The sequence below is a fragment of the Halomonas sp. 5021 genome (assembly GCF_036663435.1).
In the GTDB taxonomy this organism is placed as follows: domain Bacteria; phylum Pseudomonadota; class Gammaproteobacteria; order Pseudomonadales; family Halomonadaceae; genus Vreelandella; species Vreelandella janggokensis.
In genome coordinates this window covers 106,606-118,776 of the sequence record NZ_JAXOVU010000009.1, presented here as the reverse complement: position 1 = coordinate 118,776, position 12,171 = coordinate 106,606, and the positions used below count along the sequence as shown (strand labels likewise).

At 54.6% G+C, this 12,171-nt stretch carries 13 protein-coding genes; 6 read left to right on the top strand and 7 right to left on the bottom strand.

What is annotated here, in order from left to right:
- Nucleotides 1-426 precede the first annotated feature (426 nt).
- The 4 genes from R3F64_RS14520 to R3F64_RS14505 form a co-directional block, all read right to left on the bottom strand.
- A complete protein-coding gene (locus R3F64_RS14520) occupies nucleotides 427-1,338 on the bottom strand; it encodes a restriction endonuclease (RefSeq protein WP_332612204.1) in 912 nt (303 codons plus the stop codon).
- 214 nt (nucleotides 1,339-1,552) lie between these two features.
- Complete coding sequence (locus R3F64_RS14515) at nucleotides 1,553-1,876, bottom strand: DUF427 domain-containing protein (RefSeq protein WP_332612202.1); 324 nt, start codon at nucleotides 1,874-1,876, stop codon at nucleotides 1,553-1,555.
- 117 nt (nucleotides 1,877-1,993) lie between these two features.
- On the bottom strand, nucleotides 1,994-2,329 hold the full coding sequence (locus R3F64_RS14510) for a zinc ribbon domain-containing protein YjdM (RefSeq protein WP_264827788.1): 336 nt from the start codon (nucleotides 2,327-2,329) through the stop codon (nucleotides 1,994-1,996).
- Nucleotides 2,330-2,424: 95 nt separating this feature from the next.
- Complete coding sequence (locus R3F64_RS14505; RefSeq protein ID WP_332612200.1) at nucleotides 2,425-3,474, bottom strand: DUF2235 domain-containing protein; 1,050 nt, start codon at nucleotides 3,472-3,474, stop codon at nucleotides 2,425-2,427.
- A gap of 430 nt (nucleotides 3,475-3,904) precedes the next feature.
- On the opposite strand from R3F64_RS14505, the gene R3F64_RS14500 reads away from it, so the two are divergent.
- From R3F64_RS14500 to R3F64_RS14475, 6 genes are all read left to right on the top strand, one after another.
- Complete coding sequence (locus R3F64_RS14500) at nucleotides 3,905-4,642, top strand: FadR/GntR family transcriptional regulator (protein WP_332612199.1); 738 nt, start codon at nucleotides 3,905-3,907, stop codon at nucleotides 4,640-4,642.
- Nucleotides 4,643-4,837: 195 nt separating this feature from the next.
- Entirely contained in the window at nucleotides 4,838-5,788 is a 951-nt protein-coding gene (locus R3F64_RS14495) for a Bug family tripartite tricarboxylate transporter substrate binding protein (RefSeq protein ID WP_066321646.1), read from the top strand.
- An 85-nt stretch (nucleotides 5,789-5,873) separates the two neighbouring features.
- Entirely contained in the window at nucleotides 5,874-7,412 is a 1,539-nt protein-coding gene (locus tag R3F64_RS14490; RefSeq protein WP_085920365.1) for a tripartite tricarboxylate transporter permease, read from the top strand.
- Nucleotides 7,409-7,864, top strand: coding sequence for a tripartite tricarboxylate transporter TctB family protein (locus tag R3F64_RS14485; RefSeq protein WP_066321644.1), 456 nt, complete (start codon nucleotides 7,409-7,411; stop codon nucleotides 7,862-7,864). Before R3F64_RS14490 ends, R3F64_RS14485 begins: the two co-directional genes overlap by 4 nt.
- 12 nt (nucleotides 7,865-7,876) lie before the next feature.
- Nucleotides 7,877-9,043 carry a mandelate racemase/muconate lactonizing enzyme family protein gene (locus R3F64_RS14480; RefSeq protein ID WP_085920363.1) on the top strand — a complete coding sequence of 389 codons (1,167 nt, stop codon included), beginning with the start codon at nucleotides 7,877-7,879 and terminating at the stop codon, nucleotides 9,041-9,043.
- A gap of 77 nt (nucleotides 9,044-9,120) precedes the next feature.
- On the top strand, nucleotides 9,121-10,182 hold the full coding sequence (locus tag R3F64_RS14475; protein ID WP_085920362.1) for a tartrate dehydrogenase: 1,062 nt from the start codon (nucleotides 9,121-9,123) through the stop codon (nucleotides 10,180-10,182).
- Between the two features lie 348 nt (nucleotides 10,183-10,530).
- Here the strand turns inward: R3F64_RS14475 and R3F64_RS14470 are convergent, their stop codons facing one another.
- From R3F64_RS14470 to R3F64_RS14460, 3 genes are all read right to left on the bottom strand, one after another.
- The gene (locus tag R3F64_RS14470; protein WP_332612194.1) at nucleotides 10,531-11,082 is read right to left on the bottom strand and encodes a GNAT family N-acetyltransferase; all 552 of its coding nucleotides are present in this window, start codon (nucleotides 11,080-11,082) and stop codon (nucleotides 10,531-10,533) included.
- A 227-nt stretch (nucleotides 11,083-11,309) separates the two neighbouring features.
- Nucleotides 11,310-11,585: a type II toxin-antitoxin system RelE/ParE family toxin gene (locus tag R3F64_RS14465; RefSeq protein ID WP_332612243.1), complete on the bottom strand. Its 276-nt coding sequence runs from the start codon at nucleotides 11,583-11,585 to the stop codon at nucleotides 11,310-11,312.
- Between the two features lie 112 nt (nucleotides 11,586-11,697).
- Nucleotides 11,698-12,114, bottom strand: a complete 417-nt coding sequence (locus tag R3F64_RS14460) for a GFA family protein (RefSeq protein WP_309781944.1) — start codon at nucleotides 12,112-12,114, stop codon at nucleotides 11,698-11,700.
- Nucleotides 12,115-12,171 lie beyond the last annotated feature (57 nt).

Here is a 12,171-nt window from a genome sequence, read left to right as displayed (position 1 = left end):
TTCCCTGCGGTACTGCGTGACTACGCTTTTGCACGGCCAATACGCCCAACATGCCGCCTGAGCATGCGATTGCGACTCGAACAGGCTACCAACGCTTTTATGCCAAGATTTCCAATCTTTCCCAGGCTCGGAAGTGTCTTTTCTCACTACTATAGCGTTGAGAGGCGGAAGGCCTTCGGCTGTATCTCTATTCGAGATGTTGACGATCCAGTCTACGACCTCGGATGTGTGGCCTTGACCCCAAACACCCCTTGGGTACTGGGTTAACCACAGTTCTTTATAGGTAATTTTACGAAAGTGGTGAGTCTCGAAAGCCCCACGCGCTACTTGAATAAGTACTTTTCTCACTTCCTTCTCGATTCTAGTCATAGCGCGAAATCCGTTGGTGTATAACGTTCACAGCAGAGGCCGAGCAGAGCGAGACATTCATATCCAATCAGGAATCTGGCCGAGAGCGAGAACCCTGTCTTTTTCTTTCTCTGTCATCTCTCTCATGACTATTTGAGCCAGCGCAAGAGTCACTTCTTTAGTTTTCTGGAACGCCTCATCCGTATATTCAAGCCTCCCATACTTTAACTCATTGAGCGTACCCATTATCCATTCCAGGTAAAATACTGGTATCTGAATATCAGAGAGATCCTGCCACTTCGTAATGGCTTTATATTCCCTCCAATATTTATCGGAGAGTGATTTATCGCACTCTCCTTTGCATGAAAAATAGACACCAACAACTTTATTTGGACCACCATCATCAATCACTTCAGCATTACAAACAATGCCTGTATAATTTTCTTCATGATGATTCTCAATAAGATCCTTGCCACAGTAATCGCAATTTACTGGGATGTAATCGCTAAAAATAAGATGGCGCGGCTTAATTTTTTTGTAGCTTTCTGGAAGAAACCGAAGAAGCAACCTAGAGTAACCAATTCTCACCAAATAGTTTTCTATTAACTTCCCATCAAAGAATCGAAAGTCTTTTATTTTTCCGTTTTCTTTCAACTGCTCAAGCCTAGTCATCAAACCGGCACTTGGAACCGTAGAATAAAACCCAACAAACCCATCTGCCTTGAAGGAGTCCAGTCTCTCTTGGATATTTATTTCGTCTCGCTCATTGACCGATTTGTTACTCTTTGCGTAGTGCTTACAGCTAACCAACCATCTAAATTTGTACTTATTCAAATTTCCGCGTAACTGTTCTGTTACTAGAAGATCTTTGCCTCCATCAGCCCCTCGGCCAGGAGATGATTCAACGTAAAAGCCAATCTCTTCGAGAAAGTCTCGTGCGAACAACTCCCAAACCTCTCCATCGGAATCAATTTCCGTAAAATCTATCACTCGACATGCTCCCGTGGCCTATAGAATGTAGCAGCATATTAGACGGCGCGTTCTATGATCGGATGAACGTGCTGGCACTTTTTTTCCGATAAATGCAGCCTGCCAGGTTTTCCCAAGCCTATGATTCTTTAGGCTATTAGTTTCCATTTGGCTGTATATCCAAAATTCGCGCGCCTGCGGCATTTCCGGAATTTCCGCTCAGGGTCTAGACACCTCATTCGTTCTCTGCCCCACCAAACGCCACCCTCCCCGCTATCATTTCCATGCCTTCAATCGGCTGCTCATAGCTCCAGGCAATATTTTGTTGATCGCCCAGCGAGAAATACACCGTATTGCCTTTAAACGGGCAATAGGTGGTCGTTTCTGAGGTGGTCAGCAAATCTATCCGCACATCGTCACGTGGGAAGTAGTGCCTCGGCGGGTAGCCGGTTTCGCGTAGTTCGAGGGCTTGAGCGGAGTCGGCGATTAGCTTGCCATCCACATGCACCTGCACGCGCTGGTTAACGGGGTGTAGCTCGATGCGAGGTGCCTGTGGCATTCGGTTGTTCCCTGCGGCGATTTTCGCTCTAGTAAAATTAGCCTAGCAGTTAACTTATGTTAAACACACCCTCACAACTTAGCTTTTAGTCGGTAGCGGATGGATTGGAGGGAGGAATTAGGCCTTCTTCACAAACTGGGCGGTGACCATCATGTCGCCTGCGCCGTCGACCTTGCAGTCCAGCTGGTGGTCCTTGCCTTCCTTGAGCCGTTTGATCACGGCTTTGGTGCCAATCTTGAGCACAAGGGAGCTGCTTTTTACTTTGAGGTCTTTCACCAGCGTGACCTTGTCGCCTTCTGCCAGCAGGGTGCCGTTGGCATCCTTGACGGTGACCGCGTCTTCAGCGGCGGCCTCTTCGGGGTTCCATTCATGGGCACACTCGGGGCAAATGAACAGGCTTTGATCCTGGTAGACAAATTCAGACTGGCAACGGGGGCAAGGTGGGCACGACATAGTAGTGGCTTCTGTGGTTTGATTAGCGGCCTATGATACTGCGCCCTGGCAGACTTGGCGAATGGAGTCACACCAATGAAGCTTGCCCGCCCTGCCTATTGCTCCGGCGGGGTCAGTTTGGCATCGGTCAAGGTGCGTGGCCGGTAATCGCAGGTTGTATCGGCCCAGCGCTTCCAGACGCTGTCATCGATTGAGATATTGACCGCCGGTTTTCCCTGCATCCCTTGGGAATATTGCCGGTAGAATCGGCCGTCTTCTGCGTTTCCGATGCGTTTGAATTTGCCGTAAATCCCCCACAGAAACTCGGCGAAAGAATCTCTTGGCGCGGCCTTCCAGGCATCCTCGGCAACGTCGAATGGATTCACTTTCAGGCCCGCCTTTTCCGCCTTGCCCAGCATCCAGTTCAGCGGTATGTCGGGCAGCGTGTCGTCGGGGCCATACCCGCCGCCGACATTGGCGTGGGCGCCGATAAACCAGCGCTGCTCTACGTCGCGGTTGCCGGCTTTGGGCTTGCCGTCCTTGCTGGTCCAGAGCGAGACGTTGTAGGTCTCCCGGTGCTCGTCCAGCGCCACCGCTTGGTAAGCGTGGTCGACAATGCTGGAAAGCTCCGTATCGTGCCAATCGTATTGGCTTTTAAACAGGTTGGTGCCGGGCACGCCCAGCGCGCCAACGGTATCCCATATGCCAATGAAATGAATCCTCGGCTGGCGGCTATAGCGTTTCTTGAAATCCTTGCAAGCGTCAGCATCCGGGTGCAGATTTTTGTCCCGATAAATGCTTTCTGCCTTGCCGAGCAACCCTGGCGTTACCACGTGCACCAACCCGCATTTTCGTATCAGCCCCACCAGGCTTCTGGCCGTGTAGGCACCTCGGCTGAACCCGAATATCCATATCTCATCGCCCTCCTGGTAACGCCTGCAAAGCCAGTCATAGCCTTTCCGTAAATGTTTGCTCAGCCCGAAACCGAAGGCACCGCCGCTGATGCGCCGAAACCTGGAGGTACCCACACCGGGGTCGTAATAGAACCGTTGCCTTACATCACCATCATAATCGTGGATGAGCCGTGTAAGACGATAAACATTCGTCTGGTCTTCTGGGTCGTTCCAGGTGCCATCAAAGAGCAGGATCAGTTTTTGTTTTGTCATGGTGTTCCCCATGATGATGCGCACTTGAACAGTGCTCATGACCGATGACGGAGGAGCAGCGGATGCGCTATATACCCCTGGGCATAGCGCCACCGGCGGCCTCAACATTATGTAACTAACTGTAGTCGAAAATGCTTTCTGTCACCTGTTGATAGCCAATCCGCAAAATCGCCACCGATGCGGGCGCTCTTTCTATCTCGCTTTACATGGCATCTGATCCTCATATTCCACTGATCGGCCGATGTCTCAGCGCCAAAGCCCATCGGGCTGGGGATCCATGCGTGGCTTTCAGGGAGACCGAACCCGCTATCGTTCGTTGCCGGGTTCTTCAGGTAACGATTGAACCGCGCTGAAGATGGAGGCCCAACACTTTGCTGGCGTATGCTGGTAGTGAATAAACAGTGACGACCAACAGTTTTGGGGAAAGTGCATGCCTCCATCCATGGAAAAAGTCTCGCCAGCGCCCCCTTCCAGGGAGATGCCAGATGGCAAGGGCCAGAAGCTTAGCGACCGGGTTTACGGCGATATCGTCGACCGAATTATTCAGCGTGAATTCGGTGAGGGTGAGCGGCTTCCATCAGAGGAACAGTTGGCGTCCTATTACGGTGTGTCGCGTCCAATCGTGCGCGAAGCGTTGGCCAGGCTGCGCGATGATGAATTAGTGCGCTCACAACGTGGGGCGGGAAGTTTCGTCCAGCGGCGCCCCGAGCGTGCCATGCTTGAGTTCGCTCCGCTGGAAAGCCTGGCCGATATTCAACGCTGTTTTGAGTTCCGAATCGCCGTGGAAACCGAGGCCGCACGACTCGCGGCCATCAAGGCAACAGACGAAGAACGCGTGGCACTGGCTCAAGCGCTGGCATTGCTAGAGCAGCGTATCCGCGACAATGAGCTGGGCGTGGATGCCGATTTCAACTTTCATCTATCCATCGCTCACGCCACGCATAACCGGTTTTTCTCCGATACCCTGCTGTCGCTTAAGCCCGCCATCACGTATGGCCAAAACATGGCCCGCGGCCTGGGCTTGCGACGCCCAGAGCACCATGTCCCCGAAGTACAAGTCGAACACCGTGACATCCACGACGCCATCCTTGCGGAAGACCCTGAGCGTGCCGCTTTTTGTATGCAGCATCACTTGAGCAGTTCGCGTCGGCGCGTCTTCGAAGGATAGGAATTTGACAACTTTTACAACTCGACTAGCTTGAACTGTAAGGTCGTTCACCCTGGCGAATGAAGGTGTGTAACGACCCCGTAGGACGCAGGCCGAGAAATATAAAAACAAACACCACGGCTCTAATTCGCGTCACTGCCCATAACGACGAAGAAACGTAGATAAAATAATACAACTACTTCGGAGCACCACTTTATGACATTTACCTACAAGACGCTCGCGATGTCCGTAACGGCAATCGCCACCATGGGCCTTGCCGGAATGGCCCAGGCTGAATACCCGGAAGAAGACATCACCTACATCATTCCCTTCGATCCAGGCGGTGAATCCGATGTGACGGCGCGTTTCCAGGAACCGATCCTGGAAGAGGAGCTTGGCGTGTCGGTCAACGTGACTCACCGGCCGGGCGGCGGGGGTGCCGTGGCCTGGAGCGAATTCCAGAACAGCGCGGAGCCTGACGGCTACGAGATCATCGGGGTCAATATTCCGCATATCATCGGCCAGCCGATCCAACGCAATGACGCCGGTTACGAGACCGACGACTGGAGAATCGTCACCTTCTTCCACTCAACTCCCAATGCGCTGATCGTCTCCGACGATAGCCCTTACGATACGCTGGAAGATCTCGTCGAGGACGCCAAGGAGAATCCAGAGGCGATTACCTTGGGCGGCAGCGGTACCTATAGCGCTAACCACCTGGACATGCTGCGCTTCGAGAAAGCAGCCGATATCGATCTGACCTACATTCCCTTCTCGGGAACCGGGCCATTGAAAGGGGCGCTGGAAGGTGGCCATGTCGCCGGCATCTTTAACTACACCATGCTGGGCACCGAGATGGCCGATAGCGTCAAGGTTCTTGCAGTGGCCGCCGAAGAGCGCGTCAAGGCGCTGCCTGATGCCCCCACCTTCAAGGAGCAGGGCTACGACATCGTGGGCGGTGCTTATCGCGGCGTTGCGGTGCCCAAGGACACCCCTGACGAGGTGGTTGCAACCCTCGAAGAAGCCTTCGCAGAGGCCAACCGGCAGATCACCGAAAAACAGGAGCCGCTGGGCTTCGTGATGGAATACATCACCGGTGATGAAGTTGACGAGGTCATGGCCATGCTGCGTGAGGCCTACGGCCCCATCCTCGAAGAGGCCGAGTAACACCTTTCCCTCCGTGGGGCTCCTGAGTGGGCCCCTTTTTCTTGAACCATGATGGCCACACGCGTGGCCACTGGGAGGGTGACTCATGGAGATGTTACTGGAGGCGCTGACCTCCCTCCTTACCTTTGAAAGTATCTTCACAGTACTGCTGGGCGTCTCGGCGGGACTCTTCATTGGGTCCATGCCAGGACTGACGGCCACGATGGCGCTTGCCATGCTCCTCCCCTTCACGTTCTCAATGGAAGCTCTGCAGGGGTTGATCGCGCTGGGGGCGGTCTACATGGGGTCTATCTATGGCGGTGCTTTTACGGCCATCCTGATCAATACGCCCGGCACCCCATCGTCCATTGCCACCACGTTCGACGGCTACCCGATGGCACGTCAGGGCAGAGCCTATGAGGCCCTGGCGGCAGCGACCATTGCCTCAGTGGTGGGCGGCATCATCGGGGTCATCTTTCTATTGATTCTCGCGCCGCCGCTTGCCCGGCTGGCCGTTGCTTTCGGCCCCTCAGAAATGTTCTGGGTGGCGATGTTAGGGCTGACGCTGGTCGCCAGCCTGTCCAGCGACTCGCTCTTGAAAGGGTTATTGGCGGGTTGTATTGGCATTCTGCTTAGCACGATCGGGGTGTCGCCGGTCGGGGGAGAGAGCCGTTTCACCTTTGGCTATCCGCCGTTACAAGGCGGCATCGAGCTGATCGTCGCATTGATCGGGCTGTTCGTGGTCCCCGAACTGTTGACCATGGCGGCTGAGGGGCGCGGGGCATTGCCCGGTGGTGGCGAGCTGCGCAAGAAAGAGGTTTCCATCGCCAGGATCGCCCGGCATATCTTCATCAAGCCCGTCAACCTGATCCGCTCCTGCCTGATCGGGCAGATTATCGCGATCATTCCGGGGGCCGGAGGAAACGTCACCAGCCTGGTGGCCTACAACGAGGCACGGCGTTTCTCCAAGGATCCCAAGAGTTTCGGCAAGGGCAACATCGATGGCGTAGTGGCCTCGGAGTCGAGCAACAACGTGATGGTCGCTGGCAGCATGGTGCCGCTGCTGACGTTGGGCATTCCCGGGGCGCCTCCCGATGCCATCATTCTCGGGGTGTTGCTGATGCATGGGCTGCGTCCGGGCCTCGACCTGTTCACCGAGTCTGGGGTGTTGACCAACGGCTTCATTCTCTCCATGGGGTTATCGGCGCTGATGCTGTTGCCGGTGGGGCTGCTGGGCGGGCGCCTGATCCATCGTGTGGTCATTCGCACGCCTTATTATTTCCTGGTGCCGAGCATCGCCATGGTGACCATCCTTGGGACATTTGCATTGCGCAATAGCATGCTGGATGTAGGCATCATGCTCATCCTGGGCACGGCTGGCTACTTCTTGCGGCTGATCGGCATCCAGGCGGCCCCCATCGTGCTTGGCCTGATTCTGGGAGGCATTGCCGAACAGGGCTATGTGCAGACGTTGATGGCAGCGGTCGTCGACCCGATTCCCTGGCTGCGGCTGGTGAGCAATCCGCTTTCCATGGTGTTGGCCGGCATGGTGCTGCTGGGCGCCGCCACGGCACTGGTGCCCATGTGGCTGGCCCGCAAGGGGCTTTTGGACAAGGTCGAAGAGGATAGCGGAGGCTCGTCATGATCGTGCGCCTCAATACCGACATCGCCGCAGGCGCTCTAGGCCTGACTTTTGGTGCCGCGCTGTGGTTCCCGCGGGCGGATATCGGCCGACTGAGCATCATTTTTCCGCGTGCCGTCCTGCTGATCCTCACTCTCATTTCGGTCGCCCTGATCGTCAAGGGCTTCGTCAAGCCGAGTGGCCGCCAAGTCGAGATCACCGGCAGCCCACTGCGCCTGGTCACGGTGATCATCGGCTTCTTTCTCTGGTGGGGCCTGGTCGACCTGCTGGGGTTTCTGCTCACGACGCTGATCGCTTTCTTCGCGCTTACCTGGTACCTCGCCAGGGTCGAGACGGTGGTTAGCTGGCAGCGCATGCTGAAGTGGAGCCCCATCATCGTGGTGCTAGTCGGCGTCTTTTACCTGACCTTCACGGAGGTGCTCAATGTGCGCCTGCCGACGGGTTTGTTCTTTTAGTAGGAGTGATGCATGAAAATCACCGATATTCGTGAGGCGCGGGTGTCAATCGCCTCGGACATTGCCAACGCCTATATCTCCTTCGCGAAGATGGATGTATCGGTCCTGGCGATCTATACCGATGTCTGGGTCGATGGCCGTCAGGTAGTGGGCTACGGTTTCAATTCCAATGGCCGCTATGCGCAGAGTGGCCTGTTGCGCGAGCGCTTTCTGCCTCGCCTGCGTGAAGCCGACCCCACGGCCCTGGTCGATGACAGCGGGGCCAATCTCGACCCCTTCCGGGTCTGGAACGTGTTGATGGCCAACGAGAAACCCGGTGGGCACGGTGAGCGCTCGGTGGCGGTGGGCATCATCGACATGGCGGTGTGGGACATCGTCGCCAAGACGGAGAACAAGTCCCTGGCACAGCTACTGGCCGAGCGTCATGGCGATGGTAAAGCCGATGCGAACGTATCGGTCTACGCGGCAGGCGGTTACTACTATCCCGGTAAGCAGGTCAGTGCCCTTAAAGACGAGATGCGCGATTATCTCGACCTTGGCTATACCTGTACCAAGATGAAGATCGGCGGGGTGCCCTTGGCCGAAGACCTCGAACGGGTCGAGGCGGCAATCGACGTTGTCGGTGACGCTTCACGCCTTGCCGTTGATGCCAATGGCCGCTTCGATCTCAAGACCGCGCTGGCCTTCGCGGAGGGCCTGGCCCCCTATGGGGTTCGTTGGTACGAGGAGGCGGGAGACCCCCTCGACTACGCCTTGCAGCAGCAACTGGGTGAGCACTATGCGCCCCCCATGGCCACCGGCGAGAACTTGTTTTCTCATCAGGATGCTCGCAACCTGCTGCGTTACGGCGGCATGCGCGCTGATCGCGACATTCTGCAGATGGATCCCGTCCTCAGCTACGGGCTGGTGGAATACCTGCGCATGCTCGAGGTGCTGAAGCAACATGGCTGGTCATCGAGACAATGTATTCCGCACGGTGGCCACCAGTTCGCTCTCAACATCGCGTCCGGCCTCAAGCTGGGAGGAAATGAGTCCTACCCGAGGGTTTTTGCGCCGTTCGGCGGCTTCGCCGACTCGACACCCATCGAAAGTGGATATGTTGCCATCCCGGCGATGCCCGGCATTGGTTTCGAGGACAAACGAGAGCTCATGAACGTCTTCGATAAGCATCTCCGCTGAGCGGTACTGATAACGCCCTGGCCGCTCAGCCACAACAAGTTACAACAACGCTTTTTATAAAAGCAGGAGCTTACGATATGCGCAATCACCGTGTCGCTGTTATACCGGGTGATGGAATAGGCCTTGAAGTTATTGAAGCGGGTAAGCAGGTACTGGAAACGTTATCGCAGAAAAGTGACGATTTTCAGTTTGAATTCGAAGATTTCGATTGGAGTTCTAAGCGCTACCTCGAGACGGGCGAATACATCCCGGAGGGCGGACTCGAAAAGCTTTCGACATTTGATGCTATCTACTTCGGTGCGGTAGGCAGCCAGGAGGTTCCCGACCATATATCGCTTTGGGACCTTCGGCTCGCTATCTGCCAGGGCTTTGACCAATATGCCAATGTGCGCCCTGCCCGTGTGCTCCCTGGTGTGAATAGCCGCTTAAAGGGTGCTGAAACAATTGACTGGGTGATCGTTCGCGAAAATAGCGAAGGTGAATATGCGGGCAACGGTGGCCGAACGCATCGTGGGCATCCCGAGGAGGTCGGCACGGAGGTAGCGATATTTACTCGAAAAGGGATAGAACGCATTCACCGTTTCGCTTTTCAACTCGCCCAAAGCCGCCCGCGGAAAAAACTCACATTGGTCACCAAGTCCAACGCCCAGCGATACGGCATGGTGCTGTGGGATGAAGTGTTTTTCGAGGTTGCGAAAGAGTTTCCTGACGTGACGATTGATAGGGAACTTGTCGATGCAGCCACTACCCGTATGGTACTAAAACCCGAGACCATGGATGTTATTGTGGCGACTAACCTCCATGCCGATATCTTGTCGGACCTGGCCGCCGCTCTTTCAGGCAGCTTGGGCATTGCCCCCACTGCCAACCTTAATCCTGAGAGAGCGTTTCCCTCCATGTTTGAGCCGATTCATGGGTCAGCATTTGATATTGCTGGAAAAGGCATTGCCAACCCCGTGGGTGCCTTCTGGACAGCTGCCATGATGCTGGAGCACTTAGGGGAATTGACAGCAGCTGAGAGACTGATGGCGGCTATAGAGCGATTAACCGCCTCAGGCCAACAAACAATGGATCTTGGCGGTACTGCGACCACGCAGGATATGACCCGAGCCATCTGCTCCGACATCGAACAACAATAAGTGCATAGCCGTTGCTTCAAGCTAGCCGTTGCTTCAAGAATGGCGTTCTTGAAGCAACTTAAACAAAAAATTCGTGAATACGGCTTAACTGTGCCTCTTATACTTCATTTTTATCGACGACATACAGCACCTTAGATCGCATGACGGATTCAAAGAAGCAAAAGTGACCTTCCATCTGTCTTACCCTGGCAAGGTGAAGCGGAAGACATTTTTTCTTACGAAAAAACAGTATTCAGCTCTGATGGGAATGGTTGCATCTGTCAGGTAAACATCCCCGACATAGACAGGAATCGGCCAGGAGCGGACCCTGGCGGGAGTTCTGATTAACGCATAGCTCAGCCCCCGCTTTCAGCGGTTGGCGGGAGCGCTTTGTTCGGTACTGGCTTGGTGCTCAAGACGCTTACCCAGGATGCAAAGGTTATACTCTTTGCCATCCATCTGCGCGACATTCGGAAGCCGCCCCCACTCTTGATACCCGAATGCCTGCAGCAGTCGAATGCTCGGTGAATTGTGAGCGAAGACATAACCGACCAGAATCTGTATGCCCAGCCGAGGCGCCAACTCTTCCGCTGCCTGCAACATCTTCTTACCCATAAGCCTGCCCTGGTGCTCTGGCGCAACGTAAATGCTTAGTTCTGCCGTATGTTGGTATGCCGGCCTGCCGTAAAAGTCTTCGAAACTGATCCACGCCACAACCTCGTCGCCTTGCTCGTAAACGAGAAGAGGCCTACGGTCAGGATTGTGTTTGCGAAACCACTCAAGGCGCGAATTTATGGTGACTGTTTCGGTATCAGCCGTCGAACGCCGAGTCGGAATTGCGGCGTTATAAATTTCGACGATTCTCGGTAGATCCTGCTCCACAGCAGCCCTTATACCCACCTTAACTCCCTCCTTCCACATGGCCTTGAAAACTGCACTACTTGATACACAGAACGCCCGCCATTACCGGTGGCAAAACCAGAGGAAAGCGGAGGTTTTGGCATCCGGTGCATGGCCTGGTTATGCAGCATGTAGCGGCTTGATTCGATCCACTTCTTCCTTGACCGACTGAGCTGCCTTCCAAAGATCAACAGATCGCTGCGCATTCAGCCAACACCGAAACGGTAAAGCCATAGTCATCACCCCACTCAGTGGGAGTCACACACTTCGACTCCATAAGCATCGCCGTCTTCAAAACGAAAACAGATACGCCACTGATCATTGATTGAGATTGCGTGCTGCCCCTGCCTGTTTCCGGAAAGTGGGTGAAGGCGATTGCCGGGCGGCACTTTCAAATCCTCACGCTGTACGGCCAGATCCACGTATTCAAGTTTTCTAGCGGCTCTCGGTGCAACATCCGCAGGAAATTTCTTTGACTTGCCCTTGGAGAGTTCTTGGGTTCGTTTGTCAGCGAAGGGTTTGATAATGAGGAAAAACGTATTGCGTCACGGGACACTTGTCAACATAGCCTGAAAATGACGGAATAAACGGCGTTCGATGGAGGCCCATCGGACCGTCACGAATTTAATGCACTGCTTATTTGATGGCGGTCCACGTTGGCAGCCCCTCAAACTTGGGCACTTCCTCTAACCGCTCATCCCAAACAGCCTTGCCGGATGAGAAGATATGCGCCGTAGGCAACATCGTTATCTGAGAGTCCAGACACCCTGCCGGAACAACAAGCAAACCCGCGACCTGGGTATTTGGCAATGCTGAACCACACAACTTACAAAAGCTCTTGTTATGACGAGTACCTGGAAGCGTAAAGGAAACGACAGCCTCCGAACCCGATTGCCAGACCAATTTAGCGGAATGTGAGAATAGATTTGCCGCATGAGCCGACCCTGTGTCTTTTTGGCAATGTCGGCAATGGCACAGGTAGAAGCTATCGAAATCACCTTTTACCTGAAAACTCACTGTGCCACACAGACAAGAACCAAAATGATCAGTCATTAGAACCTCTTCCGTGGCCTAGAGGTGAAGTCCACTTAACAGCGTATTAGACGGCGC

Bases quoted from the DNA above. Each gene is read 5' to 3' on its own strand.
- R3F64_RS14515 (WP_332612202.1), bottom strand. From the start codon at position 1,876: ATGCCACAGGCACCTCGCATCGAGCTACACCCCGTTAACCAGCGCGTG.
- R3F64_RS14510 (WP_264827788.1), bottom strand. From the start codon at position 2,329: ATGTCGTGCCCACCTTGCCCCCGTTGCCAGTCTGAATTTGTCTACCAG.
- R3F64_RS14505 (WP_332612200.1), bottom strand. From the start codon at position 3,474: ATGACAAAACAAAAACTGATCCTGCTCTTTGATGGCACCTGGAACGAC.
- R3F64_RS14500 (WP_332612199.1), top strand. From the start codon at position 3,905: ATGCCTCCATCCATGGAAAAAGTCTCGCCAGCGCCCCCTTCCAGGGAG.
- R3F64_RS14495 (WP_066321646.1), top strand. From the start codon at position 4,838: ATGACATTTACCTACAAGACGCTCGCGATGTCCGTAACGGCAATCGCC.
- R3F64_RS14490 (WP_085920365.1), top strand. From the start codon at position 5,874: ATGGAGATGTTACTGGAGGCGCTGACCTCCCTCCTTACCTTTGAAAGT.
- R3F64_RS14485 (WP_066321644.1), top strand. From the start codon at position 7,409: ATGATCGTGCGCCTCAATACCGACATCGCCGCAGGCGCTCTAGGCCTG.
- R3F64_RS14480 (WP_085920363.1), top strand. From the start codon at position 7,877: ATGAAAATCACCGATATTCGTGAGGCGCGGGTGTCAATCGCCTCGGAC.
- R3F64_RS14475 (WP_085920362.1), top strand. From the start codon at position 9,121: ATGCGCAATCACCGTGTCGCTGTTATACCGGGTGATGGAATAGGCCTT.
- R3F64_RS14470 (WP_332612194.1), bottom strand. From the start codon at position 11,082: ATGTGGAAGGAGGGAGTTAAGGTGGGTATAAGGGCTGCTGTGGAGCAG.
- R3F64_RS14460 (WP_309781944.1), bottom strand. From the start codon at position 12,114: ATGACTGATCATTTTGGTTCTTGTCTGTGTGGCACAGTGAGTTTTCAG.